This window comes from Nocardia sp. NPDC051750, from assembly GCF_044453135.1.
Lineage (GTDB): Bacteria > Actinomycetota > Actinomycetes > Mycobacteriales > Mycobacteriaceae > Nocardia.
In genome coordinates, this window is the sequence record NZ_JBITCK010000003.1 from 330,314 (window position 1) to 354,244 (window position 23,931).

The following is a 23,931-nucleotide window of genomic DNA, read 5'->3' on the forward strand; positions in this document are numbered from 1 at the left end:
CGAGTTGCGATATGCCCGTAGCGGGCCGGTCGCAGCGAGGGGTTCTTCTCCCTGCGCTCTGCGGTGTGGAAGAGCGCCGACGCGTGTGAATGCGGTTCTCCGGACGCCGATGCCGACTACGAGTATCGACAATTCAGGAGTCAGGAGGCCTTGGTGGACACAGCGTTGGATATGGCTGGGCTGGTGGGGTATCGCTATCGCGCGGACGACTACTACGAGGTGGGACGGGAGAAGATTCGCGAATACGCCCGCGCTGTACAGGATTTCCACCCCGCCCACTGGAGTGAGGATGCTGCTTGGGAGCTGGGGCATGAGGGTCTGGTCGCGCCGACCACGTTCGTCTCGATTGCCGCGATGCTGGCCAATCGCCGGCTTTTCGACACGGTGATGACCGGCTACGACGTGTTCGTGCAGACCGACCAGGTCTTCGAGCTGCACAAGCCGATACTCACCGGTGACCGGTTGATCAGCGATGTCGAGCTCTCGGCGGTACGTCGCGTGGCAGGCAAGGACCTGCTCACCATCACCAACACTTTCACCGACCGATCCGGTGACGTTGTGCACGTCATGCACACGACGGTCGTGGGTCTCACCGGCCAGGAGGTCGACGCCGGGGTCGGCGACACGATCGATGGCGTGGTCATGCACGGCATCGGAACGCCCCTGTGGGATTCGGTCACCTCCGATGAGGGGGAGGGGCCGGCCGCGGAGCCGGCTCCAGGGGCCGACCCGCGCCTTTCCCCGGTCTCCCGGACCCGTGACCTGCGCACCGCAATCCGATTCGACGATATCTCGGCCGGTCACGAACTGACCCCGCGCACCGTACAGCTGACGCGGGGGGATCTGGTGAATTACGCCGGCGTCTCCGGTGACGCGAACCCGATTCACTGGCACGACGGCGTCGCCGCGCTCGCCGGTTTACCGGATGTGATCGCCCACGGCATGCTCACCATGGGCCTGGGCGCGGGGTTCGTCACCGATTGGCTCGGTGACCCGGGCGCGATCCTCCGGTACGGGGTACGGCTGTCGAACTATACGGTCGTCGAAGCCCGCTCCGCGGGGACTGTCGAATTCACCGGGCGCGTCAAGTCCGTCGACCCCGAGACCAGGAGCGCCGTCGTCGTCATCGTCGCGAAATCCGCGGGCCGCAAGATCTTCGGCCTCGCCACCGCAGACGTCCGTCTCGCGTAGCCACCGGCCGGGATCTGGGGTAACCGCCACCGCTTCGGTTTCGAGGGGTCCACCGATCACCGTGTCAGCGGGAGCGTCAGGCCGGTGTCAGGCAGGTGTCAGCCGGGGCAGCGACAGTCTTCTCATCGCCACAAGGCATTTCGAAGGAGAAGATCACCATGCTCACCACCCTGACCGACCGGGACAAAGCCACCCTCCGGACCGCCGCGTACGGTGCCCTGTCGCTGATGGCCGCCACCGGTATGCCCCACTCGGCCGTCACGAAGGGTTCTCTCGTCCTCGCGTCGTCGACCGGTCCGGTCGGCCATGTGCTTGCGGCGAAGACGAAGGACGTCGTCCTGAAGGGCAAGACCGTCGCCGAACTCGCCGACCGGGTCCTGCCCGCCCTGACTGCGTCTGTGAACCTGCTCGCGACGCAGGATCGGGTCGAAGCCGGCAATTTCCGCGGTACCGTCCTCGCTGCGATCGGCGCCGGCGCCCGGCCCCGGTCCACTGAGCCCGATTACCTTGCGGCCGAGATGATCCGCAAGATCACCGCTGCCCTCGACGCCGGCGACAACAGCGGTGTTCTGCCGGCGTCGGCGTGGCCGGATGCCCGGAAACTTCAGAAAACGTTGGACGATATCGTCGATTCCGGCTTCACCGGGATCACCCTGCGTGTCCGCGACGCGCAGGGCGAGTGGACCGGCAGTGCCGGGGTGAGCGTGCTGGGCGAGACTGCGAAGCCGCCGATCGACGGGCATATCCGGATCGGCAGCAACACCAAGACCTTCACCGCCACCCTGGTGCTCCAACTGGTGGCGGAGGGCCGGGTCGGGCTGGACACCCCCGTGGCCACGTACCTGCCCGAGTTCGGGCTCGACGAGCGGATCACGGTCCGGATGCTGTTGCAGCACACCAGCGGGATCTTCAACTTCACCGGCGAGTACTTCCCGGACGGGACGATCGTGGCGGGGATCGCCGCCACTCCGTCGGGTAAAGAGTGGGTGGACAACCGGTTCCGGACCTACCAGCCGGACGAATTGGTGCGGGTGGCCCTGTCGAAGCCGGCCCGATTCGAGCCGGGTGCCGGCTGGAGCTACTCCAACACCAACTACGTGCTGGCCAGGCTGCTGATAGAGAAGGTCACCGGACGTCCGGTCGCTCAGGAGATGCAGCGCCGGATCCTGGGGCCACTGGGGCTGACGGGCACGGTGGCACCGACCAGCCAGACCGAAATCCCCGCGCCGCACGCCCACGCGTACTACCGCTACGAGGACGCCGGTGAGCAGCGGACGGTCGACGTCACCGAGCACAACCCCTCCTGGATCTCCAGCGGCGGTGACATGATCTCGACCACTCGGGACCTGCAGACCTTCATCTCGGCGCTGAACAGCGGCAAGCTCCTGCCGCCCGAGCTGCTGGACGAGATGCGGGCCCCGCACCCGACGGGCATCCCCGGTATGGACTACGGCCTCGGAGTATTCGTCCAGGACACCGGGCACGGCACGGTCATCACGCACAACGGGGGCGCCGCGGGTCACGGAGCACTGATGTTCAGTACGCCCGACGGCAGCAAAACGCTGACCGCCGCGCTCAACTATGTCGACGATGCCGAGATGTCACTGTCGGCGGCGTTCCAGACGGCGCTGCAGCGCCTCGTCGAGGAGGTCTTCGGCGGCGGGCAGTCCGATCCGGCTGATCTCATGTCGTGACACCTCCGACCGGAGCGACTCTCCCGGCATCACGTCACCCGAGGCCGCGCCCAGCTCGACGAGCTGGGCGCGGCCTTCGCGCACGGGCCCGTGCCCGGTCCGCCCTTGCCGATGACCGACCGGGGCGGAAGTCGCGGTCGACGCTGCCGGCCCGTGACGGGAAGGCGTTCGCGATGGCCGGGGAACCGGGTCAGCGGCAGCAGTTGGGGTCGAGGACGGTGCAGAGTGCGGTGAGGGCGTCACGGCGAGCCCGGTGGAGCACGCTCATCCCGTGACGTTCGGAGTCGATGAACCCGGCTTTGCGGAGCTGGGTGAGGTGATGGCTGACGGTCGATTCCGACAACTCGACCGCCGCAGCGAGGTAGCCGCCGGTACGGCCGGTATCCGGATCGGCGAGCAGCAGCGAGATGAGCTTCACGCGTACCGGGTCGGCGAGTGCCTTCAACCGCAGTGCGACGTGCAGGGCGGCCTCGTCGTCGACCGGTCCGGCGGCCACGGGGGCGCAGCACACGGGCGCGGTGGTGTCGAGGACGGGCAGAGCTTTCGGCATGCACACCACCTTACCCGCGCTTATTGACTTATGTCGAAAAGGTGGCAGACTTGCTGCCGTCAGCTATTTGATATATGTCACACAGGTGGTGGTCATGATGTCCCGGATACAGCTCGCGCTCAACGTCGATGATCTGGAGACGGCGGTCGGGTTCTACTCGACCCTGTTCGGCACCGAACCCGCGAAACGGAAGCCCGGCTACGCCAACTTCGTGATCACCGAACCGCCGTTGAAGCTGGTGCTCATCGAGAGCCCCGGTCACGGCGGCAGCCTCAACCATCTCGGCGTCGAGGTCGAGACCTCTGACAAGGTCCATTCCGAGATCGCGCGGTTGGCGGAGGCGGGGTTGTTCACCGAGGAGCAGATCGCGACGACATGTTGTTTCGCGAAGCAGGACAAGGTGTGGGTGACCGGGCCCGGCCGGGAGCGGTGGGAGGTGTACACGGTGCTGGCCGATTCGGAATCCTTCGGCGCTGCTCCGGGGGCCGGTGAGATCTCCGATCGCGAGGCGGCGCAGGCATGCTGCGGCGCCGATGGCCGGGGCGACGCCGAAACCGTCTGCTGCACCCCGGCGTGAGCGCGGTGGTTCAGGCGCCGGCGCCGCGGTTGCCGATGCTGGACCGGTTGCTGCCGGTATGGATCGGTGTAGCGATGGCGGCGGGGTTGGCGTTGGGCGGTCTCGTGCCCGGGCTGGGCGGGGCACTGTCGGCGGTCGAGATCGGCGGAGTTTCGCTGCCGATCGCGGCCGGGCTGCTGATCATGATGTATCCGGTGCTGGCCAAAGTCCGCTACGACCGCCTCGGCACCGTCACCGGTGATCGGCGGCTGCTGCTCGGATCGCTGCTGCTGAACTGGGTGATCGGCCCGGCAGTGATGTTCGCGCTGGCCTGGCTGCTGCTGCCGGACCTGCCCGAATACCGGACCGGGCTGATCATCGTCGGACTCGCACGCTGCATTGCGATGGTCATCATCTGGAACGACTTGGCCTGCGGCGACCGCGAAGCCGCCGCAGTGCTGGTCGCGATCAACTCGGTGTTCCAGGTGCTGATGTTCGCGGCTCTGGGATGGTTCTACTTGTCGGTCCTGCCGGGATGGCTGGGTCTGGAGCAGACCACGATCGAGGCCTCGCCGGCCGATATCGCTGCCTCGGTGCTCGTGTTCCTCGGGATCCCGCTCGCTGCCGGGTATCTCACCCGCCGGGTCGGGGAGAGGGCTCGCGGCCGGGACTGGTACGAAACGCGACTGCTGCCGGTGCTCGGGCCCTGGGCGCTCTACGGGTTGTTGTTCACCATCGTGATCCTGTTCGCGCTGCAGGGCGAACAGATCACCGGCCGCCCACTCGATGTCGTGCGGATCGCGGTGCCACTGCTGATCTACTTCGCACTCATGTGGGCCGGCGGTATCGCCCTCGGTGTAGCCCTTCGGCTCGGGTACGCACGGACCGTGACAATGGCGTTCACCGCCGCGGGCAACAACTTCGAGCTCGCCATCGCCGTCGCGATCGCCACCTACGGCGCGACGTCCGGCCAGGCCCTGGCCGGTGTCGTCGGGCCGTTGATCGAGGTCCCGGTCCTGCTCGCCCTGGTCTACGTCTCCCTCGCCCTGCGCCGGCGGCTCGACCCGGCGCCGGTCCGTTGAAAGGTCTCCGCTCCATGTCCTCTGCCCCCAGCGTGTTGTTCGTGTGTGTCCACAACGCCGGACGCTCCCAGATGGCCGCGGCGTTCCTCATCCACCTCGCCGGGGGACGGGTCCGGGTCCGCTCCGCCGGCACCGCACCCGCCGGGTCCGTCAACCCGGTTGCGGTCGAGGCGATGCGCGAGACAGGCATCGATATCTCCGCCCGGATCCCGACCCTCTTGACCGCCGGCACCGTCGAACTGTCCGATGTGGTGATCACCATGGGTTGCGGAGACACCTGCCCCTACTTTCCCGGAACCCGTTATCTGGACTGGCAACTCGACGACCCCGCCGGTGCCGATCTCGCGACCGTGCGCCGGATCCGCGACGACATCGAGCGCCGGGTCCGCGGTCTTCTCACCGAACTCGGCGTGACGCCAACGGTGTAACCACCGCGGCGGGCGCTGCGTCGTGCCAGCCGGGCAGGGCTCGAACAGAATCGGTACCTGCTGGTGTTCACGGTCGCCTATTCGGCCGTCGCCCTGCTGCACCCGCCGGCAAACAAGCCCTGGACGACGAGATCGCGCACCTCGAGCGCGTCATCAGCCAGGTCGAAGAGACCGCGCGGCGGTGTACCCGGCGATCGGAGTAGCTACCGAGAGCAGGTGCAGGTACTGCCGCCCAGGTCCCGGAAAGTTGCTCTGCGCTATCGGCGGTGGTCTGTAGCCGGCGGATGTTTCAACTCTGCGGGGTACCGGCGCGCAGTTTCCCGGCGCGTTCACGGGGGTCGTAATCGGGGCCGACGCCCTCGATCAGCAGCAGGTCACCGTCGATGTGCTCGGCGCGCAGCGGCAGGATTTCCTGGTAAGCGGGCGAGTGGTACCAGCCCCGCGCCTCGGTCAGGCCGGGGAACTCGATCAGCACCATGCTCCCCGGCCAGTTACCCTCCAGGACTTCGACCGGGGAGCCGTGAATGACGAAACGTCCACCGAACGGCTCCAACGTGGCCTGGATGCGCTCCAGGTACTCGAGAATATCGGGGTGCGGCCTGCGATTACGCAGATGGGCGAATCCATAAACGGACATGTCCCGACGGTAGGTTCGTGCGGCGCGGGGCGGCAATTACCGCACAGGTAAAGGCGCGTCCCCGCAAACCGCACCCGCCTGCCATGTACAGGGGGCGCCCACAATCAGGAGGGCTGCAGTTCGCCGGTGCCGGTGAACAGGTCGATGAGCCCGTGGGGTGCGTGGTCGCCCAGGCAGAGGTCGATGATTTCGCGCGCGTCCGCATAGGCCGCTGCGCTGCGCGGGAACAGCGCCTGTTCGTAGGCGGTCAGGGCGGCTTCGAGGTCGCCGGGATGCGCAGCGATCGCCAGCCCGAGTTGGGCGCCGTCGAGCATGGCCAGGTTCGCGCCGTCGCCGGAGGGTGGCATCAGGTGGGCGGCGTCAGGTGGGCGGCGTCACCGAGGAGGGTCACTCCGGGTGTGTGATCCCAGCGGTGGCCGTCGGGGAGACTGTGGATCATGCGCGGGACCGGTGCGGTTTCCGCGTCGGTGATCAGTGCGGTGAGTTCGGGGGCCCAGCCGGCGAACTCGGCGGCGATTCGTGCGGTCGCGGTGGCGGCGTCGGTGAAATCGATGCCGGGAGTACGCGGGCGAGGGTGAGGCCGCCGAGGCCCGCCCCGATGATCGTGATCGGTGTCGCTGTCATGGTGTTCTCCTCCGCATGGTTGGAACGCTGTTCCATGAAGTTTGGAACGACGTTCCATTTATGTCAAGATGGTGCCCATGGTGAGCAAGGCGCAGCGGACCGAACGGCGCACGGATGCGCTGTCCAAGGAGCGGATCGTGGAGACCGCGATCGAGATCCTCGACACCGACGGCGAGAACGCACTGACCTTCCGCGCGCTCGCGGCCCGGCTGGCCACCGGGAGCGGCGCGATCTACTGGCATGTCGCGAACAAGAACGAGCTGCTCATCGCGGCCGCCGATCATATCGTCGCCCACGTCATCGACGACGTGGCCGGCGGTTCGGCGCCGCAGGAGAAGATCCGGGCCCTCGCCCTCGGAGTGTTCGATGCGATCGACGCGCATCCGTGGGTGGGCACCCAGCTCTCCCGCGCCCCCTGGCAAACCGCGGTACTGCAGATCTTCGAGGGTCTCGGCGGGCAGCTCCGGGCGCTCGGCGTCCCCGGCCGGGCGCAATTCGACGCCGGCTCCGCGCTGCTGAACTATGTTCTGGGCGTCGCCGGACAGAACGCCGCGAACGCCCGCCGCCCCCATCCCGATCGGTCGGCATTCCTGGATGCGGCCGCCGAACACTGGGAGCAACTCGACCCTGCGCAGTACCCGTTCCTCCGCCAGGTGGCGCCCCAGTTGCGTGACCACGACGACCGTGAGCAATTCGTCGCCGGAATCGACCTCATCCTCGCCGGCATCGGAACCGTGGTTGGAGACTGAGCGGTGATCGCGAGCCTCGTCGCGGTCATCTGCACCGGCTGAAGCCGGGCCCGCTCGGTCGAACTGCGGACGAGAAGCCCGGTACTCTCCGCGAGTGCGACCACCTCCAGGGTATGCGCCGCGCTCACGCACTTGACCTTGTCACTGTGACAAGGTCTTCACTGGCTGTCGGAGGTGGTACCCATCAACGCGACATACAGGAACCCACAGAACACACGGCTGCTCGGCGCCTTGGCGGCCCGCGACTCGTCGACACGGCTCAAAGCCGCGCTGGCCGCTGGGACGCAGCCCGCGCCGGAGTACATCGATGCGCTGATAGAACGGTGCGCTGTCGAACCGGACTTCTTCGTGCGCGACATGCTGACGTGGGCACTGACCCGATTCCCGGCGCAGCTGACGGTCCCGAAACTCCGCGCGGAGCTCCGTTCCGAGCGCGGACAGGCCCGTAGCCAAGCGCTGCACACGCTGTCCAAGATCGGGGACCGGGACGCCTGGCCGGCGATCACGCGGTCGTTACTGTGCGACGCCGACGAGGAGGTCGCGCGCAGTGCCTGGCGCGCTGCCGTCGTTCTCGTGCCCGACGGGGAGGAACATGTCCTCGCCACGGAACTGGCCACACAATTCGGCCGGGGCGACCGGGAGGTCCGGCTGAGCCTGAGCCGCGCCTTCGTTTCGCTCGGCGAGGCGGCCGAGACAGTTCTCGAGGCGGCAGCGGCGAACAATGACCCGGAAGTCCGTGCCCATGCGTCTGCCACCCAGCGCCTCCTGCGCGACCCCGACGCCGGCTTCGACCTCGCCGTCGACGAGGCGAAACGAGTGGTGGCGCTCGGTCCCGGCGCAGAGGAAGCGAATGCATGCTGATCGGTGAGGTGGCGCGCCGCTCGGGGGTGAGTACCCGGATGCTCCGGCACTACGACTCCCTCGGGTTGGTGCGGCCCACCGGCCGGACCGTGGGCGGCTACCGGGAATACGCACCCGAGGACATCCGGCGGATCTTCCACGTCGAGGGTCTGCGATCGCTGGGCCTGTCCCTGCGCCAGATCGGCCGCGCCCTCGACGATCCCGGATTCACCCCGTCCACGCTGGTCCGCGACCTCATCCGGAAAACCGGGGAACGTCTGGACCGGGAGCGGGAGCTGCTCGATCGGCTCCGCACGGTCGACGCGGCCGAACCTTCGGGCTGGCCGGACGTCCTGCGCATCGTCGAACTCCTGCACGGCCTCGGTTCCCCGAGCGCCGCGCGGCGGCAGCAGGCCGTTCTGGCCCCGGCCGAGGACGTCCCGCCCTCCGCGGAGCTGCTGGCCGCGGCGATCCTCGGCGAATCCGATCCGTTTGTTGCCGGCTCGCTGCGATGGGCTCTCGCGCGAGCCGACGGTGACGCAGTAGCCGGGCTCCTGTCCGGTGTCCGCTCGGGGGATCCGGAACTCCGCCGGCGCGCGGTCCACGCGCTCGCCGAACTACCCGGTCCCGAAGCCACCGCGGCGCTGACCGAAGCGCTCGCGGATCGTGACACCACGGTCCGCCGATACGCCGCGCTCGCCCTGGGCGCGCGCGGCGAGACCACAGCCGTCCCGGAACTCGTCCGCACGGTGGTCGACGGCCCGAACGATGTGGAGGCGGCCGAACTTCTCGGAGCGCTGGCGGCGGACGAAGCCTGGGCCGACCGGATCATGAGCGCGCTGGCAGACGAGTTCACCGCATACCCGGCCGACTCAGTGGTGCGTCTCCGGCTGACCCAGGCCCTCGCCGAGATGCCCGGACGTCTCGCTCTCGACCTCCTCCGGCAATTGACCCACGACGCCGACCATGCCGTGACCCTGCTCGCCTCGGCCCTCGTAGGTGTGCTCGAAGAGCGACCGGACGAGTAAAAGCGCAATTGCCGGTGAAGGACAAGGCGGATCCGCTACCTCATAGCCTGACGACTGGTCCGCGAATCCCGATGCGCCGCTGGCCGGTCCACTGGTCTGCTCTGTCGCACTAGATCATGCTGACCGACTCCTGGATCAGTCGATCGACATCCGCGGTACCTGCCGCTGACAGTCGCGGCTACTCGGCGAAGACGTCCGTGATATCGGTGGCGGCGATGGCCCGGTCGAACCAGCGGTCCAAGACCTCGAGGTCGGTGCAGACCTGGATGCGCTGTCTGTCGTGGGCTGAGAAAGCGATTCCGCGGGTCTCCAACAGCCGCAGGATCTTCTCGACCACCTCTTGGATGCGCCCTTTGTGGAGCCCTTCGAGGTGGCCCTCCGCGAGGCCTTCGAGGCGGCCTGCGTCACGGCCTTCGGCGCGGCCTTGTGCGCGGCCCTCGGCGCGGAGGCGCTGGGAGGTGCGTGATCGGTAGAACGAGAGGTCCACGCTCATCAGTTGTCTCCAGGTTTTCGCGGCTCGGGTCACGCCGAGGCCGAGTTCGGTGAGTTCGGCGAAGACGTTGAAATCTTCCTCGTCTTCCAGTTCGTGCAGGGCGTCGGCGAGTGTTTTCAGTATCGCATCAATACTGCGGTCCTTGGCATGGGTGATCGCCGACAGTACGGCCAAGGGGATATCAGAGGCTGCAACGGCGGGGTCGGTGACGACCGGGACGTTGTGCGGGCCCAGGACCAGTGGGCGAACGGTGATACTGGTCCATTGCGGCAGCCCGATGGTGATCGGTTCGGTGGCCCAGTCGGCGGTGGCGGTGTCGCGGCAGACGACGAGCAGCACGACCGGCAGCCGGTATTTCTCGTGCAGATGGGCGAGGTAGTAGGCCCAGGCGCTGGGCTTGTCGGGGTCCTTCTTGTTCTGGGCTTCGACCAGTAGCAGGAACGGGCCCTCGCGCACGGTGGTGATCTGTAGCAGGGTGTCGACGCGGCGTTCGAGGGGGCGGATCTCGGTGAGGTCGTTGGTGAGGACCGCGACTTCGGCGGGGTCGTCGAAAGGGAGACCGAGAACCCGGAACACGCGGGCGAAGACACCGGGGTTGTCTTGGATGAGGCGGTGCATCGCCTCATGTGGGGAGCCGACCATGTGGGCAAGCTATCGGAGTTACTCCGGGTTACGTTAGAAAGTGTGTTCGATTATCGGCGCGTCCGGATCGTCGGCGTGTCATCCGGTGCAACCCCAGCCGGTGACCGGCGCATCCTTCCGGTGGGAGTCGCCGTGGCGTTATTACAGTACGTACCGTACCGTAATAAGCTATGACGACAACCACCTGGCCCGACACCTTGGGCGTCACCCAAGTCAGATTCGCCCGTCCCACCGACCGTCTCGGCGAGGTGATCCGTTTCTACGTGGATGGTCTCGGTTTGACCGAGCTCTACCGGTTCGAGAACCACGAGGGCTACGACGGTGTGATGCTGGGGCTGCCGGGCGCCGAATACCATCTCGAATTCACCACCCACAGGGACGGCAGTCCCGGTGATGCGCCGAGCAACGAGAATCTCCTCGTGCTGTACTTCACCTCGGAAACCCGGATGTACGAAACCGTGCAGCGGCTGGGGGAATTCGGCGCCGAACCGGTGCCCACCGAGAATCCGTACTGGGCAGCGAACGGTGCGATCGCCTTCCTCGACCCGGACGGCTGGCAGGTGGTCCTCATGCCACGGCCGGTGTTCTGATGGCGGGTCGGGTCCGGGACGACCGGATCGATACCGCGGTGCTTGCCGCCGCCCGCGCCCTACTCGACACCGAGGGATACGCGGGGATGACCATCGGCCGGGTCGCCACCACCTCCGGTATCCACCGCCCGGCGATCTACCGGCGCTGGCCGTCGAAACGACACCTGGTGGTCGATGTCGTCGCCGACCTCCTCGGCCTCCAGCCGACGCCCGATACCGGCGATCTCCGCGCGGACCTCGTCTCGTCCATGCGCGAACTCGTCGCGGCAGTGCGTGACACCTCGCTGGGCCGGGTGCTGCCCGCCCTGGTCGCCGACCTCTCCGCCGACCCCGAACTACGTGAACAACTGTGGTCCAGAGTCTTCGGACCACGGCGCGACACCACGGCCCGCGCACTGCGCTCGGCGATCGACCGCGGCGAAATCGACCCGGATATCGATATCGGCTTCGTACTCGACGCGGTAGCCGCGCCGATCTACTTCCGCGCACTGTTCCGGCACCTGCCGCTCCCCGATACGCTCGCCGACCAGTCGGTGGACGCGGCGCTGGCAGCCATCCGCCCGAACCCGTGACCTTTCCTGATGTGGACTACCCAGCGCGGTGGTGATGCCCAGCAGGGTGTCAGCACGTCGCTCTCCATCGGGCCAGGCTTACTTCCTGACGCCGCGCGAGCAGCGGCACCGGTGTCGATGCGGCGGTCGCCGCGATCTCCCGATAGACGGAAAAGGGCCGAGTTCCGGGTACGACCCGCCTCTGTCGTTCTTACCTGGTAGCGGCGTGGAGAGCGGAGAGGTATCCGAAGACGATGGCGGGACCGATGGTGGCTCCGGGGCCGGCGTAGGTGTGCCCCATGACCGGTGCGCTGGTGTTACCGGCGGCGTAGAGGCCCGTGATAGTGGTTCCGTCGTCACGTTGGACACGACCGTGGATGTCGGTGACCAGGCCGCCTTTGGTGCCGAGGTCGCCGGGGACGAGCTGCGCGGCGTAGAAGGGCCCGGTGTCCAGGGCGCCGAGGTTGGGGTTCGGGCGTTGCCGAGGGTCGCCGTAGTAGCGGTCGTAGGCGCTGGTACCGCGGTCGAAGTCCTCGTCGATGCCGGTGCGGGCGAAGGTGTTGAACCGGGTGACGGTGGCAGAAAAACGGTCTGCGGATACCCCGATCTTTTCGGCGAGTTCCGCCACCGTGTCAGCACGAAAAAGGACACCGGCGTCGAACCAGCGTCGCGGCAGCGGTTGCCGGGGTGGCAGTCCGGCGAAGAGGTAGCGATTTCGGTAGCGCTGATCGAAAATCAGCCACGCGGGGATATTGGCGGCCGGCCCGTCGCCTTGCCCGTGTTCGCCGCCGTACATGCGGTGTGTGGCTTCGACATAGGGCAGCGATTCGTTCATGAAACGGACACCGCGGTCGTTGACGATGAGGCTACCGGGCAGGTTTCGTTCGGCCAGGCAGAACCAAGGAGTGCGGGGCAGCGGTATCGTTGGGCCCCACCAGGCATCGTCCATGAAAGCGGTGGCCGCGCCGATGTTCCGGCCGGCACGGATGCCGTCTCCGGTGTTCGCCGCCGCACCGACGGTCCAGTCGGCACCGATTGGTTCCCGCTGGTACTGCTTTCGCATGGCTTCGTTGTTCTCGAACCCTCCACAGGCCAGGATCACTCCGCGGCGGGTCATGATCGTCTGTTCGGAGTCGGCGCGACGTACGGTGATGCCGGTGATCTGCTCGCCGTCCGTAACGAGGTCGACGAGGGGTGTGTCGAGCAGAAGTGCGACGCCGGCATCGCGTAATCCTTGGCGCAGCATCGCGCTGAGCGCTTGGCCACGGGCGAGGAGATGCCGACCGCGTAGCCGGCCGGTGAGCCAGCGGGTGCCGATCGTCATTGCGCGCAGCGGGGCCCGTGGATTGCGCAGTCCGAGATGGATCTGCCGGAAGTCTGCTTGCGTGAGCACAAAGTTGCGTGGAGCCTTGGAATAGTCGGGCTCCATGGTGGCGAGCTCGGCACCGAGCGCTCGGGCGTCATAGGGTTTCGGTTCGACCGATCGGCCGTGGGATCGACCGCCGGGCGCCTCGGGGTAGTAGTCGCTGTAGCCCGGAACCCAGCGCATCGTCAGTGGCGTGTAGCGGGCCAGGAACTCGAACGCCTCTGGGCCGCGGTCGATATAGGTGTCGATCATCTCCGGTGCGACCCCCTCGCCGATGATGGTCGTGAGGTAGGCGCGGGCCGCATCGATATCGTCGGCGGGTGCCTGCCGGCGCAGCACCGGATTACCGGGAATCCACACCCCGCCGCCGGAGCGGGCGGTCGATCCACCCCACCGGCTCGACTTCTCCACCACCACCACGGAAAGACCCTGGTGGGCGGCCGTTATCGCGGCGGTCATGCCCGCTGCCCCTGACCCGACGACAACGACATCCGCCGCCTCGGGGATCGGATTCTGCTGCTTCACGGTGCTACTTCCTGTCCGATTCGGCTGCTGTGGAGCGTGGGTCCGCGCGGTTCGCGCGCCAGCGGTCGTCCAGGACGGCAGCGACGGCGGCTTCGACACAGACCGGTAGGGAGGCCTCGAGATTGTGGGGGTTCCGCAGCCACTGCAGGTATCCGAACTCGGCTGCCGCGAGCATGAGGTGCACCAATAGGCCAGGGCTACTATCGCCGGTGGGGTCGGTGCCCATCCGTCGTGCGGCCAACTCCACCAAGCGCACCCGGTGATCGGAAGGGATCAATGCGACACGGTCGAGCAACTGCGGTGCGGTAGCGAAGGCGGCACGCCACTGCTCCAGTTCCTCGACCCCGAGCGCGGTCGATCGGGCGAGGATGGCCTGAGCCAGCGCGATATCGGCGGGCTCGTCTTGCGGCCTGCTCTCCAGCAGGGCCGCGATCCCGGCTCCCCCCTCTCGGACGGGGTCCAGCAGTAGGTCCTCTTTGCTGCGGACGTGCCGGAAGTACGTGCTCGGCGAGACACCCGCCGCAGCGGCGATCTGGTCGGTGGTCACCTGATCGAACCCCGCCCGGGCGAACAACATGAACGCCGCACGCTGGATCTCGGCGCGAACCTGCCGCCGCTGTCTCTCCCGCAATGACATCCATAACTCCTTCACCAGCCTGTTGAGCAGGCGCCCTAGAAGGAGTCTCTATCTATACGACAGTTTCTGTCAACTCGGGTGTATGTGTCGATCATGCTGGAAGTGAGTCTGCGCTCGAAGAGGGCGACCTTGTGCTGCGGGTTGTGTAGCTCGCGGCGGCCGACCTGGTTGAATCCGTTGCGCCGGTAGTAGTCGGAGAGGGGCAGGTTGGTTTCGGCGCAGTCCAAACGCAGCAGGTCTGCACCTGCGTGCCGGGCGCTGTGCGCGGCCCACTCCAGCATTTCGCGGCCGATTCCGAGGCCGGTGTGATTGCGCGAGACAACGAGTGAGTGGATGTATCCGGCGAACGTGTCGAGTTCTTGCCAGATGACGGGATCGCGCCAGATCAGCCGTAGGGCGCCGATGATCTTCGGCCGGTCGCTGAGCCGGGCGACGAAGAACTCCCCGGCGTCGATCTGCTGTCGAAACACGGATTCCGGAGTTTCGCGCGGAGCCCATTGGTCGATGCCGCGTTGGGCGAGCCAGTCTTCGGCGGCATATCGCAAGGCAATGATCTCGGTGGAGTCGCAAGCCTCGGCAGGGGTGATGTCGAGCATGGGCCTTCCCGTTCCTCGAAACGGTGAAGCACCCAGGCGGACGATGCCCCAACTGTCGCTCCCCGGTGGTCCGATCCACCTGTCGCCAGTCGCATTCGCAGTTCAGGGTAACGGTCCGCTCCGCCACCATGAAAGACATGAATGAACCCCTCGATGGCCTGGACTCGCTGACGGATACAGCGCCCGGTCAGGTGATTCTTCTCAATGGGGTGTCGAGTTCGGGCAAGTCGAGTATCGCGCGGCAACTGCTTGTCGACCTGGACCGGCCCTTCTTTCATATGGGCGTCGACATGATCGGTGCGATGCGTTCCGTGGCCCGGACTCGTGAACTCGACGACGTCGCGCTCGCTGAGATCCTTCGGAGAACCCGGGCCGGTTTTCATCGGGCGGTTGCCGCCATGGCCTCGGCGGGCAACGACGTCGTCATGGACCACGTTCTGAGTGAGCCCTGGCGCCTTCGGGACTGCCTGACCGTCATGACCGGCCTCGACGTCGTTTTCGTCGGTGTGCGCTGCTCGCTGGGCGAACTGCAACGCCGCGAACAGCAGCGGGGTGATCGTTCGCCCGGCACGGCAGCCGGACAGATCGCCGCGGTTCACGCCCACGGAATCTATGACCTCGAGGTCGACACCAGCGTGAACAGTGTCGAGGCTTGCTCGGCTCAGATCAAGAATTACCTCGGCCGAGCTTCGTTCCCGTGCGCTTTCGACCGACTGCGGGCGGCGGCGGAACGTTGACTGTGCGCCGGCAGGTCGCGGACCGGACGCCCACATGGCAGTCGTCTGAGTACTCGTACGTCCTGCCGGAGGAGGAGGCTTGTGGCGCTGGGAGCGAAGCGGATTCGGGCTCGCATGCGATTGCAGGTCCTTCGGTCAGGTCCGCTGGACGTGACGCGGTCGCCGCAACCTCCCGGAGCGAGAGTGTTGCGACTACCGAGTGAACCATACGTTCGTGAGTCAGGCTTCAGCGTCTTCGGTCTCAGGGCCAGCCGAAATGTCCGGACTTCGTCGAGGTCAGGAATGCGTCCCATTCGCAGGGGGAGAAGACGAGGGCAGGGCCACCTGGATTTTTGGAGTCCCGCACGCCGACTCGCCCTTCACTCAGATGGGCGGCCTCGACGCATTCCTTGGTGCTCGAACTATGGCTGCTCTTGAACCACTGTGCTTCGCGCAGATCGGCGCTGTTCATCGTGCCCCCTTGGCTTCGGGAAGAACCACCATGGGCAGGATATCTCGGCCATCGTGGGTGCGGGGGCTAGTCGAACTCGCCGGCCTTCGTGGCACCAAGGAAGGCGTCCCATTCGCCAGGGGTGAATACCAATGCCGGCCCGGAGGAGTTCTTGGAATCGCGAACGCCGACAAACCCTTCGCCCAAGTGCGCAGCCTCGACACATTCTTTACTACCCGAGCTGCGGCTGCTCTTGAACCATCGTGCACCGGAGAGGTCAGCGCTGTTCATCATGCTCCTTCGCTATCTTCAGGACCAGGTCTCTGGTCGCGTCCTGGCTCAGTGCCGATTGTCCGATTCGGATGCTGGCATCCTGGTATCGGGCGATCTCGTCCGGCCGCTCCAAATATTGGTCGCTGGTATACCCCTGAACGTACACAACGGGCGGCTCCGACATCCATGCGGTTCGTTGTTCAGGGAACTCCAGGAGGACGAACAATCCGACGTCCAGGCCAACATGGGTGGCGCTGAACGGTACGGCCCTGACAGACACATTCGGCAGTTCGCTGGCCTCTGCCAGGTAGCGCAACTGCTCCGCCATCACCGCGCCGCCGCCGACGCGGTGACGGAGGGCAGCTTCGCTGACCAGGATCTCCACCTTCATGTTCGGATCTTCGCGCAGGCGCGATTGTCTTCGGGCGGCGATCTCGATGCGCTGCTCCACTTCCAGCGTCGACATCCCCGGATTCGCAATCCAGATCATCGCTCGTCGATAAGGCTGTGTCTGGACCAGACCGGGAAGCAGTGTCGGCGCATAGCTGAGGAATCGGCTGGCTGCGATCTCCAATCCCAAATAGAGGTCGAAGTCCTTCGGCACTGCTTCTCGGTATGCATGCCACCAGGACTTGTAGGACAGTCCACCGACCAGATCCAGCAGAACGTCCTCGACCTCCTTGGGTGCCTTGTAGATCCGGCAAAGCTCCCGCACCTGTAGCGCTGAGATCCGCGTCGACTGACCGGTCTCCAATCGCCACAGTGTCTGGTGCCCGACCCCGATAGCCTTCTTGGCTGTCTCGACGCTGACCCCCGATGTTTCCCGTAGATGCCGTAGCTGCCGACCCAACATCCGCCGCGCGAACGTGCTGTCGGTTGCCTTATCTGCCATCCCCGTTCCTCCAGTTCGGAACCCCGGTGCATCTCGATTCGGAATGTAGTCTGCCCCAGTTCGGAACCCGTGGCACCCCAAAACTGGAATGTCGCAATATTTTTCTGGTTTTGCCGGACAGGAAGCTTCCAGTTCAACCTCGTACGGGTTCTGCTGGGGAAGCGCCCGGCGCAGGCCACCTCCCAGAAGTCCTGGGGGACACCAGATCAACGCCAGGAGTGTCGCGAGCTGGTGGTCCATCATTCACAGTTTGGTCGCTGATGCCGTGCTGGACCCTGCGCCGGGTGCTTGCCAAGACTATTCCAGGAGTAGGGGATTCATCATGTATGCCAGTGGGTTATCGGATGGTCGGATCTCGCGCGGGTCCTGTCTGCTACCGGCTCGGGTGCGGGGTGGAACGGGGATACCGGATGGGCCCGTGGTGGCGCCGCCATCGATCGAACGGCTGGAGTTAATTGCGCGGGCTGTGCGGCGGTGGTGTGCGGACGGGGGAGGTCCTCGTGGGCACTGCTGATCGCCCGGCCGCGGTGGCACTGGTCCGGCGGGATACTCCGGTTGCCGGGGTCGATCTGCATGCGCTGGCCGAGCGGCATGGATACCGGCTCGTATTCACCGTGTTCACGGACGCGGGGCCGCGGGTGACCGCGCTGGCGCTGGCTCGTCATGCCGGGGAGCACGATGCGCGAGCAGTTGTCGTGCCGGGATTCGAGCATGTCGAAGCGGTGCGGCATCTGGTCACCGATAACGCCGACCTCATTACCCCGATGCGGTTGTATCCGCGCGGCTATCGCTGGGGTGGGGACCATCGAGTACCGGGACCGGCCGGTTGATGGCAGACGTGGCGCTGGCGCAATTGGTGCTGGGTCTGCTCGGGCTGACCATCGCCTTGTGGTGGCCCGAACAAGGGTGTTGAAATCGGGCGTACCCCACGAGGGGGTGCGCCCGGTTCGGGTTCGTCCGACCGAGGCCTACTGGCCCGGGTTTTTCAGCGGTTCAAGAGGTTTCCGGCCAGCGCATCGGCGCCGATGGGGTCGTCCGGGCCGGGGGGTGTGCCTATGTCGATTGTCGAGCGGAGAGGTTGCGGTGATTTGGGGCGTAGTGGTGTGGAACTCTGGTGACCATGGTGGGGTTGGTCGAATATCCAGAGCTAGAGCTACCGGGTTCGTGGTGGGACCTGCGAGGCGGTGATGGGGAGGATCAGCGCTCGGCTCTCGCGCGTGAACTGGTTGCCGAGCTTTCGCCTGAACATCCGCTGGTCGGATATCGGGGAGGGGTGGTTGCCCAGGCACAGGCGTCCGACGATGTGCTGCTTTTGTTGGAGGATGGTCGCTGGGCGATAGTCCATCTGACATGGCGCGGCGCCCCGGAGTCGCCCCCGTGGCCGGTGACCAGGATCTATGACAGCGTGGATGCGCTGCAGGCAGCCCTGGTCGCCGATTGAGCTGTATTGTCCGAGCGCGCTATGCGGCGGCAGGGCTGCGGGCCGCCTGGTAGGTCCGACCGGTTTTCAGCACGGCGTAGAGGACGTCGCAGCGTCGGCGGGCGAGGCAGATGAGGGCGGCGTTGTGTTTCTTGCCCTCGGCTCTCTTGCGGTCGTAGTAGGCGCGGGAGGCAGGGTCGTGCAGGGCGGCGAACGCGGACAGGAACAGGGCTCGTTTGAGTTTGTGGTTGCCGGAGCGGGCGGGATGTTCGCCTCGGATCGAGGTGCCGGAGCGGTGAGTGACGGGGGCGATGCCAGCGTAGGCGGCCAGGTGTCCAGACATAGCGAAGGCGGAGCCGTCGCCGACATCGACCCGCCGCCGGGCGTGGGGCACGGTGCGGGCGGCGTCGGCGATGCGGCGCATCGCGAGTCCGGGCAGGGAGGCCACGTCGTGGCCGGCGTCGTGGTCACGACCTGGTCGCAGTCTCGTCTGGTGAAGGCTCGTCTTCGTCCTGTCCGCCGATCGGGAACAGGATCGGGCTGAGGAGATACTGTGTGCGGTCCGGTGTGGGTGTATTCCGCAGGCGCGGAAGGATTGCCGTGCGCAGGTCGGCGATCAGGTCCTCGATCTCGCCGGGAGAGAGCCAGACGGCGTGCTGCCGGTATCCGACCGAATCGGCCGTGGGGTCGGCGGTGTCGCTGTCGAGATAGGTGTTGAACTCGGCCAGCAGCGTCGCCATGGCGGCCGCGAAGATCCCGCGATGATCCTCCGTGGTCGCCGAGGCGGCGGTCTGGGCGTCGACGGCGGCGCCGCCGGCGCGGAGACGGTAGCTGCGTTCCACGGCGCCGCGTACCCGATGTTCGCCGGCGATCTCGAGAACGCCCGCGGTCGCGAGTAGTTCGACGTGCCGGTAGACCGTTGCCTTCGATACGCCTGACAGGCGGGTGCACAGTTGGGTGGTCGTCTGCGTTCGCCCGCCGGACATGGCGTGCACGATCCGTAACCGCACGGGGTGTGCCAGCAGCTCCAGGGTATCCACGGTTCCCATTGTCTCATTGGTGATACCTTTCTCAAAGATAAGAACGATGAGAGTCGGTGGAGGACATATGGAGCGAATCGAATCGACCGTGGAGACGTGGCGGGCGCCCGCGTATGCCGACCCGGCCGCGTTCAGCGAGCAGGAGGTGACGGTTGGTTCGGGGGCGCTCGCGGTGCTGGGCACCCTGACCGTTCCGCGTGGTGACGGGCCGTATCCGGCGGCGGTACTGCTGGCCGGTGGCGGGCCGTTCGACCGGGACGGCACCGCGGGGCCGAACAAACCCCTCAAGGACATCGCCTGGGGGTTGGCCTGTCGCGGCGTGGCGGTTCTGCGGTTCGACAAGGTGACCTATGCACACCGCGACCGAATCGCGGCGTCGGGAGGATTCACACCGACCGACGAGTACATACCCCACGCCGTCGCGGGTGTCGCACTCCTTCGCGAATGTCCGGCGGTCGACGCTGAAAGGGTCTTCGTCGTCGGTCACAGTATGGGCGGTCGATTCGCGCCGCGGGTGGCCGCTGCCGAACCCGCCGTGGCAGGCCTGGTCGTTCTCGCCGGAGATACGGTGCCGCTGCACTGGTCGCTGGTGCGTGTCATTGCGCATCTGAAGGAAGTCGATCCGGCCACCGCGGCGGGATTGCCCACCGTCGAGGCCGCTGTCGCACAGGCGAAACTGGTCGACAGCCCGGAGCTGACAGTCGACACTCCTGCGGACGAACTGCCCTTCGGGATGCCCGCACCCTACTGGCTGGACCTCCGGGCCTATGACCCGGCGGCCGTGGCCGCCACTCTGCCAGTGCCCATGTTGTTCCTTCAGGGCGAACGCGACTACCAGGTGACCGTCGAGGACGACCTGGCCGGATGGCGCACGGCCCTCGCCGGACGCCCCCGCATCACGTTCCGAACCTATCCTGCCGACGATCACATGTTCTTTCCGGGGAAAGGACCTTCGATGCCTGCCGACTACACCCGTCCGCACCATGTGGATCCGGAGGTAGTCGCCGATATCGCCGACTGGGTGGCTCGGCCACTGTCCGGGTAGCGGGCAGACCGAGAACTCCGGAAGGAGGCCGTTCTCAGGGGTCTTCGTAGCGGGCGGCCATTGCGGCGGCGCGGTTGCGCAGGGACGTGCGCAACGACTCCGGGGCCAGGGCTTCCGCGTCCGTGGTGAGCTGCCAGAGCGCCCATTCGGCATGTCGTGCGTCTTGGTAGGTCACCTCCAGTCGCAGCCAGCCGTCCGGGCCGGGTTCCTCGGTGTGGACGGCCAGTGCGGTGCTCACCAGATCCTCACGCCGCGCCGGGTTCACCCGTACCAGCACGGCGATCCGGTCGCCGCCGGTCCGGAACCGCGTGCTGCGCTCCAGCCAGGCCCGGTCCAGGTCGACCCGGTCCGATCGCTGTGCCGGTTCGGCGAGTTCCTCGGCGGCCAGGACCCGGGACAGCCGGTAGGTGCGGTCCGCGCCGGATCTCGTGGCCAGCAGGTACACCTGATCGCGCACGATGACCAGGCCGATCGGGTCCACCGTGCGCCATTCCGGAGTCCGGCCGACCGCCGCGTAGTGGATGCGCAGTTTGTTTCCGGCGAGCACCGCGTGCCGGACCTCGGCCGATATGATGCCGGGGACCTCTTCGGCGGCGAGCCGGCGGGACAGCAGATCGGTCTCCGGTTCGATGAGCAATCGCTCGGCCACATCGGCGGCGGTGTCCCGATAGCTCTCCGGTAGCGCGTCGACCACCTTCAGCATCGCCGAAGCCAGCGCCGAGCCGAGGCCGAATGCCTGTGCACCGCGCCGTGATCCGGCGACCAGCAACGCGAGCGCTTCGTCGTGGTTCAGGCCGGTGAGTTCGGTCCGGAACCCGGGTAACAACGCGAAACCGCCGTGCCGGCCGCGTTCGGCGAAGACCGGGACACCGGCGGTGGACAGCGCCTCGATATCGCGCAAGACGGTGCGGGTGGACACCTCCAGCTCGTCGGCCAGCTCTGTCGCGGTCAGCCGGCCGCGCTGGCGCAACAGCAGCACCAGCGACACCAGCCGGTCCGCACGCATCCGAAAACCCTACCGAATACACGACACAGGATGTCGTGATTCGCTGGCAGGCTCACCACCACGGCGTCAGGGACAACGGCATCTACGCCGGTGGGCGTCGGTATTTCGATGATCGAACGGAGCTGATGTGGTAGCGGTACGAACGGCAGTCAACCCGGTCACGTGGTCGGTGGCGATGGGCTTCAACCAGGGTGAGCTCGTCTCCGGGCACACCCGGACCCTGTTCTGCTCCGGGCAGACCGCGATGAGCGGCGACGGCGAGCCCCGGCATGCCGATGATATGGCGGCGCAGCTGGCGCTGAGCCTCGACAACGTGGAGGCTGTGCTCGTCGAAGCCGGTATGTCGCTGGGGAACCTGGTGCGGCTCAACGTCTACACCACTGACGTCGACCTGCTTTTCCAGCACTACGGCGTGCTGGCGTCGCGGTTGGGCACTGCCGGGGTGGCGCCGGCTACCACGATGCTCGGGGTGACCCGGCTGGCGATCCCCGGTCAGCTGGTCGAACTCGAGGGCACCGCCGTCGAGTGATGTGGTCCTGGCCGGCCGGTCTCACACCGGACCTCCGCGTCCTGGGCGCTCAGCGCCGCCGCGCTGTTGGCCATCAGGCAGCTCTGGGGCCCGACGCCGCCTACATCACCGGCGCGAGCCTGAACATCGACGGCGGATTCACCGCATGATCCCCGACCGCTTCCCGATCACATCTGTGCAGCTCATAGGTAACGCAGCTGGTCGGGGGTTCCGCGGTCGATAAGATCATCCGCATGCTCTTCCGCTTGCGCGCAGTATCCGGTCGCACCGCCGCGGCGGTGATAGCGGCAGCGATCGCAGTCGGCGGTCTTGTCCACGGCGGCGGCGAAGCCGCGGCCTCGCCGTTCCCGGTACCGCCGCTCACCGAAGTGGCGGCGGCCGGCACCGAAGGGCTCGACCCCCTGCTGGCCCTCGCGTACACGATGGCCGAGCAGGATGCGCATGCCGCCGGTGTGCCGATGTGGATCAACTCCGGTTACCGCAGCCCGGCCGAACAGCAGTCGATGTGGGAGGACGGGCTGCGCACCTACGGAACGCCGGAGGAAGCCCGGCGCTGGGTGCTGCCGCCGGAGGAGTCGACACATGTCACCGGGCGGGCGGTCGATATCGCGCCGCAGGCGGGAGCCGCCTGGCTGGAAGCCAACGGCAACCGCTGGGGGCTGTGCCGCACCTTCGACAACGAGTGGTGGCATTTCGAGTTGGTCACTGTTCCGGGGACCGCATGCCCGGCCAGGGTCCCCGACGCCGCACACCGCTGAGGGCTCGGCTCGTGCTTTCGCGCGGCCGGAGGCGCCAGTGGCCGATGTGGGAAAGTCCGGGCCACACCCGGGCCGATGGGGTGAGGTGGTAGGACCGGACGGTGGAACCACGTGTGGTCGATGATTTCGAGCGGTACCGTCGGCGGTTGTTCGGCTTGGCGTACCGGTTGCTCGGATCTGCCGCAGACGCGGAAGATATTGTGCAGGAAACATTTCTGCGTTGGCAGCACACCGAACCGGGTTCGGTCGGAACGCCGGACGCGTGGCTCGTGAAAGTCACCACGAACCTGTGCCTGAACCTGCTGAGCTCGGCCCGGCATCGGCGGGAGCGCTATATCGGGCCGTGGCTGCCGGAGCCGGTGCTGACCGGTGACGGCCCGCTCGACCCGCTGGAGACGGCCGAGCAGCGGGACACGATATCGCTGGCGTTTCTCCTGCTCGCCGAGCGACTCAGCGCGGCCGAGCGCGCGGTATTCGTGCTGCGCGAAGCATTCGGTTACAGCCACCGTGAAGTGGCCGGAGTGCTCGAGCTCTCGGAGTCGAACTGCCGGCAGTTGTACCACCGGGCGCGAAACCGGCTCAGCGGCATCGCACAACGTCCGGGCCCCACCGATATGCGGGTCCACCGGGCGCTGGTCGAGCGGTTCCTCGAAGCGGCTCGGGGCGGCGATCTGGCCGCCCTGGAGCAGATGCTGGCCGATGACGCGGTATCCGTCGCCGACGGCGGTGGTGCCCCGGGAGTGGCCCGGCGTCCGGTTCGCGGAGCCGCGAAGGTTGCGCGGTACATGGCAGCGGTTACCGGCCGTTCCGGTGCCGGGTTGACCGTGTCCATTCGCGAAGTGAACGGGTCGCCGGCGGCGATCGCCCTGGCGTCCTCGACGCTGGCCGGTGTCTTCGTGCCGGAAATCGCGGACGGCCGGATCGCCCGTATCCGGATCGTCGCCGCGCCGGACAAGATCCGGTTCGCCGGTAGGCAGCTCGACCGGTTGTCACATTCCGGAGGGCTATCCGGTTCCTAGTGG

The 23,931-nt window shown here is 66.8% G+C and carries 31 protein-coding genes, 1 pseudogene and 1 riboswitch; of the genes and pseudogenes, 18 read left to right on the top strand and 14 right to left on the bottom strand.

Going from position 1 to position 23,931, the window contains the following annotated elements; translation table 11 throughout:
* Nucleotides 1-171: 171 nt before the first annotated feature.
* Complete coding sequence (locus tag ACIA75_RS15170; RefSeq protein ID WP_397105327.1) at nt 172-1,191, top strand: fused (3R)-hydroxyacyl-ACP dehydratase subunits HadA/HadB; 1,020 nt, start codon at nt 172-174, stop codon at nt 1,189-1,191.
* Nucleotides 1,192-1,349: 158 nt separating this feature from the next.
* On the top strand, nt 1,350-2,885 hold the full coding sequence (locus ACIA75_RS15175; RefSeq protein WP_397104071.1) for a serine hydrolase domain-containing protein: 1,536 nt from the start codon (nt 1,350-1,352) through the stop codon (nt 2,883-2,885).
* Between the two features lie 190 nt (nt 2,886-3,075).
* Here ACIA75_RS15175 and ACIA75_RS15180 read toward each other — a convergent pair whose 3' ends face one another.
* A complete protein-coding gene (locus ACIA75_RS15180; RefSeq protein ID WP_397104073.1) occupies nt 3,076-3,435 on the bottom strand; it encodes an Rv2640c family ArsR-like transcriptional regulator in 360 nt (119 codons plus the stop codon).
* 97 nt (nt 3,436-3,532) lie between these two features.
* Here ACIA75_RS15180 and ACIA75_RS15185 point away from each other — a divergent pair, with 97 nt between their 5' ends.
* The 3 genes from ACIA75_RS15185 to ACIA75_RS15195 are packed head-to-tail and all read left to right on the top strand — an operon-like array spanning nt 3,533 to nt 5,501.
* Nucleotides 3,533-4,012, top strand: a complete 480-nt coding sequence (locus ACIA75_RS15185) for an ArsI/CadI family heavy metal resistance metalloenzyme (RefSeq protein ID WP_397105329.1) — start codon at nt 3,533-3,535, stop codon at nt 4,010-4,012.
* A gap of 35 nt (nt 4,013-4,047) precedes the next feature.
* Nucleotides 4,048-5,073, top strand: coding sequence for an ACR3 family arsenite efflux transporter (gene arsB / locus ACIA75_RS15190; protein WP_397105331.1), 1,026 nt, complete (start codon nt 4,048-4,050; stop codon nt 5,071-5,073).
* A gap of 14 nt (nt 5,074-5,087) precedes the next feature.
* Nucleotides 5,088-5,501: an arsenate reductase ArsC gene (locus tag ACIA75_RS15195; protein WP_397104075.1), complete on the top strand. Its 414-nt coding sequence runs from the start codon at nt 5,088-5,090 to the stop codon at nt 5,499-5,501.
* 289 nt (nt 5,502-5,790) lie between these two features.
* Here the strand turns inward: ACIA75_RS15195 and ACIA75_RS15200 are convergent, their stop codons facing one another.
* The 3 genes from ACIA75_RS15200 to ACIA75_RS15210 all read right to left on the bottom strand — a co-directional run bounded on the left by ACIA75_RS15200 (nt 5,791) and on the right by ACIA75_RS15210 (nt 6,820).
* On the bottom strand, nt 5,791-6,138 hold the full coding sequence (locus ACIA75_RS15200) for a DUF1330 domain-containing protein (RefSeq protein WP_397104077.1): 348 nt from the start codon (nt 6,136-6,138) through the stop codon (nt 5,791-5,793).
* A gap of 104 nt (nt 6,139-6,242) precedes the next feature.
* Nucleotides 6,243-6,485, bottom strand: coding sequence for a hypothetical protein (locus ACIA75_RS15205; RefSeq protein WP_397104079.1), 243 nt, complete (start codon nt 6,483-6,485; stop codon nt 6,243-6,245).
* Nucleotides 6,485-6,820 (bottom strand): hypothetical protein, encoded by a 336-nt coding sequence (locus ACIA75_RS15210; RefSeq protein ID WP_397104081.1) that lies wholly within the window; start codon nt 6,818-6,820, stop codon nt 6,485-6,487. Before ACIA75_RS15210 ends, ACIA75_RS15205 begins: the two co-directional genes overlap by 1 nt.
* Before the next feature lie 19 nt (nt 6,821-6,839).
* Here ACIA75_RS15210 and ACIA75_RS15215 point away from each other — a divergent pair, with 19 nt between their 5' ends.
* The 3 genes from ACIA75_RS15215 to ACIA75_RS15225 all read left to right on the top strand — a co-directional run bounded on the left by ACIA75_RS15215 (nt 6,840) and on the right by ACIA75_RS15225 (nt 9,379).
* Nucleotides 6,840-7,511: a TetR/AcrR family transcriptional regulator gene (locus ACIA75_RS15215; protein WP_397104083.1), complete on the top strand. Its 672-nt coding sequence runs from the start codon at nt 6,840-6,842 to the stop codon at nt 7,509-7,511.
* A 174-nt stretch (nt 7,512-7,685) separates the two neighbouring features.
* Complete coding sequence (locus ACIA75_RS15220) at nt 7,686-8,372, top strand: HEAT repeat domain-containing protein (protein WP_397104085.1); 687 nt, start codon at nt 7,686-7,688, stop codon at nt 8,370-8,372.
* A complete protein-coding gene (locus ACIA75_RS15225) occupies nt 8,366-9,379 on the top strand; it encodes a HEAT repeat domain-containing protein (protein WP_397104088.1) in 1,014 nt (337 codons plus the stop codon). The genes ACIA75_RS15220 and ACIA75_RS15225 overlap by 7 nt, the downstream gene beginning before the upstream one ends.
* 178 nt (nt 9,380-9,557) lie before the next feature.
* On the opposite strand, the gene ACIA75_RS15230 is transcribed toward ACIA75_RS15225, so the two are convergent.
* Nucleotides 9,558-10,514, bottom strand: a complete 957-nt coding sequence (locus ACIA75_RS15230; RefSeq protein WP_397104090.1) for a hypothetical protein — start codon at nt 10,512-10,514, stop codon at nt 9,558-9,560.
* 170 nt (nt 10,515-10,684) lie between these two features.
* On the opposite strand from ACIA75_RS15230, the gene ACIA75_RS15235 reads away from it, so the two are divergent.
* Both ACIA75_RS15235 and ACIA75_RS15240 read left to right on the top strand, forming a co-directional pair.
* Nucleotides 10,685-11,104: a VOC family protein gene (locus ACIA75_RS15235; RefSeq protein ID WP_397104092.1), complete on the top strand. Its 420-nt coding sequence runs from the start codon at nt 10,685-10,687 to the stop codon at nt 11,102-11,104.
* Nucleotides 11,104-11,676 carry a TetR/AcrR family transcriptional regulator C-terminal ligand-binding domain-containing protein gene (locus tag ACIA75_RS15240; RefSeq protein WP_397104095.1) on the top strand — a complete coding sequence of 191 codons (573 nt, stop codon included), beginning with the start codon at nt 11,104-11,106 and terminating at the stop codon, nt 11,674-11,676. The genes ACIA75_RS15235 and ACIA75_RS15240 overlap by 1 nt, the downstream gene beginning before the upstream one ends.
* 190 nt (nt 11,677-11,866) lie before the next feature.
* On the opposite strand, the gene kstD is transcribed toward ACIA75_RS15240, so the two are convergent.
* The 3 genes from kstD to ACIA75_RS15255 are packed head-to-tail and all read right to left on the bottom strand — an operon-like array spanning nt 11,867 to nt 14,779.
* Entirely contained in the window at nt 11,867-13,546 is a 1,680-nt protein-coding gene (gene kstD / locus ACIA75_RS15245; protein WP_397104098.1) for a 3-oxosteroid 1-dehydrogenase, read from the bottom strand.
* A 4-nt stretch (nt 13,547-13,550) separates the two neighbouring features.
* Nucleotides 13,551-14,183 carry a TetR/AcrR family transcriptional regulator gene (locus tag ACIA75_RS15250; RefSeq protein ID WP_397104100.1) on the bottom strand — a complete coding sequence of 211 codons (633 nt, stop codon included), beginning with the start codon at nt 14,181-14,183 and terminating at the stop codon, nt 13,551-13,553.
* 35 nt (nt 14,184-14,218) lie between these two features.
* Nucleotides 14,219-14,779, bottom strand: coding sequence for a GNAT family N-acetyltransferase (locus ACIA75_RS15255; RefSeq protein WP_397104102.1), 561 nt, complete (start codon nt 14,777-14,779; stop codon nt 14,219-14,221).
* A gap of 23 nt (nt 14,780-14,802) precedes the next feature.
* A riboswitch (ZMP/ZTP riboswitch) is annotated at nt 14,803-14,882 on the bottom strand.
* On the opposite strand from ACIA75_RS15255, the gene ACIA75_RS15260 reads away from it, so the two are divergent.
* The gene (locus ACIA75_RS15260) at nt 14,845-15,516 is read left to right on the top strand and encodes a chloramphenicol phosphotransferase CPT family protein (RefSeq protein ID WP_397104104.1); all 672 of its coding nucleotides are present in this window, start codon (nt 14,845-14,847) and stop codon (nt 15,514-15,516) included. It overlaps the preceding riboswitch by 38 nt.
* 241 nt (nt 15,517-15,757) lie before the next feature.
* Here the strand turns inward: ACIA75_RS15260 and ACIA75_RS15265 are convergent, their stop codons facing one another.
* The 3 genes from ACIA75_RS15265 to ACIA75_RS15275 all read right to left on the bottom strand — a co-directional run bounded on the left by ACIA75_RS15265 (nt 15,758) and on the right by ACIA75_RS15275 (nt 17,111).
* Complete coding sequence (locus ACIA75_RS15265) at nt 15,758-15,967, bottom strand: DUF397 domain-containing protein (protein WP_397104106.1); 210 nt, start codon at nt 15,965-15,967, stop codon at nt 15,758-15,760.
* Between the two features lie 66 nt (nt 15,968-16,033).
* The gene (locus tag ACIA75_RS15270) at nt 16,034-16,237 is read right to left on the bottom strand and encodes a DUF397 domain-containing protein (protein ID WP_397104108.1); all 204 of its coding nucleotides are present in this window, start codon (nt 16,235-16,237) and stop codon (nt 16,034-16,036) included.
* Nucleotides 16,224-17,111 (bottom strand): helix-turn-helix domain-containing protein, encoded by an 888-nt coding sequence (locus ACIA75_RS15275; RefSeq protein ID WP_397104110.1) that lies wholly within the window; start codon nt 17,109-17,111, stop codon nt 16,224-16,226. The genes ACIA75_RS15270 and ACIA75_RS15275 overlap by 14 nt, the downstream gene beginning before the upstream one ends.
* Before the next feature lie 500 nt (nt 17,112-17,611).
* On the opposite strand from ACIA75_RS15275, the gene ACIA75_RS15280 reads away from it, so the two are divergent.
* The gene (locus tag ACIA75_RS15280) at nt 17,612-17,941 is read left to right on the top strand and encodes a hypothetical protein (protein ID WP_397104112.1); all 330 of its coding nucleotides are present in this window, start codon (nt 17,612-17,614) and stop codon (nt 17,939-17,941) included.
* Between the two features lie 284 nt (nt 17,942-18,225).
* Nucleotides 18,226-18,552, top strand: coding sequence for a hypothetical protein (locus ACIA75_RS15285; protein WP_397104114.1), 327 nt, complete (start codon nt 18,226-18,228; stop codon nt 18,550-18,552).
* A 19-nt stretch (nt 18,553-18,571) separates the two neighbouring features.
* Here the strand turns inward: ACIA75_RS15285 and ACIA75_RS15290 are convergent.
* Nucleotides 18,572-18,979, bottom strand: a pseudogene (locus ACIA75_RS15290) (transposase); the annotation flags it as partial.
* Nucleotides 18,980-18,998: 19 nt separating this feature from the next.
* Nucleotides 18,999-19,571, bottom strand: coding sequence for a helix-turn-helix domain-containing protein (locus tag ACIA75_RS15295; protein WP_397104116.1), 573 nt, complete (start codon nt 19,569-19,571; stop codon nt 18,999-19,001).
* A gap of 67 nt (nt 19,572-19,638) precedes the next feature.
* On the opposite strand from ACIA75_RS15295, the gene ACIA75_RS15300 reads away from it, so the two are divergent.
* Nucleotides 19,639-20,616, top strand: coding sequence for an alpha/beta hydrolase family protein (locus ACIA75_RS15300; protein WP_397104118.1), 978 nt, complete (start codon nt 19,639-19,641; stop codon nt 20,614-20,616).
* A gap of 34 nt (nt 20,617-20,650) precedes the next feature.
* On the opposite strand, the gene ACIA75_RS15305 is transcribed toward ACIA75_RS15300, so the two are convergent.
* Complete coding sequence (locus ACIA75_RS15305; protein ID WP_397104120.1) at nt 20,651-21,622, bottom strand: helix-turn-helix transcriptional regulator; 972 nt, start codon at nt 21,620-21,622, stop codon at nt 20,651-20,653.
* A 175-nt stretch (nt 21,623-21,797) separates the two neighbouring features.
* Between ACIA75_RS15305 and ACIA75_RS15310 the strand changes: the two genes are divergently transcribed.
* From ACIA75_RS15310 to ACIA75_RS15325, 4 genes are all read left to right on the top strand, one after another.
* Nucleotides 21,798-22,151: a RidA family protein gene (locus ACIA75_RS15310; protein WP_397105333.1), complete on the top strand. Its 354-nt coding sequence runs from the start codon at nt 21,798-21,800 to the stop codon at nt 22,149-22,151.
* Nucleotides 22,148-22,300, top strand: coding sequence for a hypothetical protein (locus tag ACIA75_RS15315; protein ID WP_397104122.1), 153 nt, complete (start codon nt 22,148-22,150; stop codon nt 22,298-22,300). Before ACIA75_RS15310 ends, ACIA75_RS15315 begins: the two co-directional genes overlap by 4 nt.
* A gap of 84 nt (nt 22,301-22,384) precedes the next feature.
* Nucleotides 22,385-22,909, top strand: coding sequence for a M15 family metallopeptidase (locus ACIA75_RS15320; RefSeq protein WP_397104124.1), 525 nt, complete (start codon nt 22,385-22,387; stop codon nt 22,907-22,909).
* Nucleotides 22,910-23,010: 101 nt separating this feature from the next.
* The gene (locus ACIA75_RS15325) at nt 23,011-23,928 is read left to right on the top strand and encodes an RNA polymerase sigma-70 factor (RefSeq protein ID WP_397104126.1); all 918 of its coding nucleotides are present in this window, start codon (nt 23,011-23,013) and stop codon (nt 23,926-23,928) included.
* The last annotated feature ends 3 nt before the right edge of the window (nt 23,929-23,931 follow it).

Bases quoted from the DNA above. Each gene is read 5' to 3' on its own strand.
- ACIA75_RS15170 (WP_397105327.1), top strand. From the start codon at position 172: ATGGCTGGGCTGGTGGGGTATCGCTATCGCGCGGACGACTACTACGAG.
- ACIA75_RS15175 (WP_397104071.1), top strand. From the start codon at position 1,350: ATGCTCACCACCCTGACCGACCGGGACAAAGCCACCCTCCGGACCGCC.
- ACIA75_RS15180 (WP_397104073.1), bottom strand. From the start codon at position 3,435: ATGCCGAAAGCTCTGCCCGTCCTCGACACCACCGCGCCCGTGTGCTGC.
- ACIA75_RS15185 (WP_397105329.1), top strand. From the start codon at position 3,533: ATGTCCCGGATACAGCTCGCGCTCAACGTCGATGATCTGGAGACGGCG.
- arsB (WP_397105331.1), top strand. From the start codon at position 4,048: ATGCTGGACCGGTTGCTGCCGGTATGGATCGGTGTAGCGATGGCGGCG.
- ACIA75_RS15195 (WP_397104075.1), top strand. From the start codon at position 5,088: ATGTCCTCTGCCCCCAGCGTGTTGTTCGTGTGTGTCCACAACGCCGGA.
- ACIA75_RS15200 (WP_397104077.1), bottom strand. From the start codon at position 6,138: ATGTCCGTTTATGGATTCGCCCATCTGCGTAATCGCAGGCCGCACCCC.
- ACIA75_RS15205 (WP_397104079.1), bottom strand. From the start codon at position 6,485: ATGCCACCCTCCGGCGACGGCGCGAACCTGGCCATGCTCGACGGCGCC.
- ACIA75_RS15210 (WP_397104081.1), bottom strand. From the start codon at position 6,820: ATGGAACGTCGTTCCAAACTTCATGGAACAGCGTTCCAACCATGCGGA.
- ACIA75_RS15215 (WP_397104083.1), top strand. From the start codon at position 6,840: ATGGTGAGCAAGGCGCAGCGGACCGAACGGCGCACGGATGCGCTGTCC.
- ACIA75_RS15225 (WP_397104088.1), top strand. From the start codon at position 8,366: ATGCTGATCGGTGAGGTGGCGCGCCGCTCGGGGGTGAGTACCCGGATG.
- ACIA75_RS15230 (WP_397104090.1), bottom strand. From the start codon at position 10,514: ATGGTCGGCTCCCCACATGAGGCGATGCACCGCCTCATCCAAGACAAC.
- ACIA75_RS15235 (WP_397104092.1), top strand. From the start codon at position 10,685: ATGACGACAACCACCTGGCCCGACACCTTGGGCGTCACCCAAGTCAGA.
- ACIA75_RS15240 (WP_397104095.1), top strand. From the start codon at position 11,104: ATGGCGGGTCGGGTCCGGGACGACCGGATCGATACCGCGGTGCTTGCC.
- ACIA75_RS15250 (WP_397104100.1), bottom strand. From the start codon at position 14,183: ATGTCATTGCGGGAGAGACAGCGGCGGCAGGTTCGCGCCGAGATCCAG.
- ACIA75_RS15255 (WP_397104102.1), bottom strand. From the start codon at position 14,779: ATGCTCGACATCACCCCTGCCGAGGCTTGCGACTCCACCGAGATCATT.
- ACIA75_RS15265 (WP_397104106.1), bottom strand. From the start codon at position 15,967: ATGAACAGCGCCGATCTGCGCGAAGCACAGTGGTTCAAGAGCAGCCAT.
- ACIA75_RS15270 (WP_397104108.1), bottom strand. From the start codon at position 16,237: ATGAACAGCGCTGACCTCTCCGGTGCACGATGGTTCAAGAGCAGCCGC.
- ACIA75_RS15275 (WP_397104110.1), bottom strand. From the start codon at position 17,111: ATGGCAGATAAGGCAACCGACAGCACGTTCGCGCGGCGGATGTTGGGT.
- ACIA75_RS15300 (WP_397104118.1), top strand. From the start codon at position 19,639: ATGGAGCGAATCGAATCGACCGTGGAGACGTGGCGGGCGCCCGCGTAT.
- ACIA75_RS15305 (WP_397104120.1), bottom strand. From the start codon at position 21,622: ATGCGTGCGGACCGGCTGGTGTCGCTGGTGCTGCTGTTGCGCCAGCGC.
- ACIA75_RS15310 (WP_397105333.1), top strand. From the start codon at position 21,798: ATGGGCTTCAACCAGGGTGAGCTCGTCTCCGGGCACACCCGGACCCTG.
- ACIA75_RS15320 (WP_397104124.1), top strand. From the start codon at position 22,385: ATGCTCTTCCGCTTGCGCGCAGTATCCGGTCGCACCGCCGCGGCGGTG.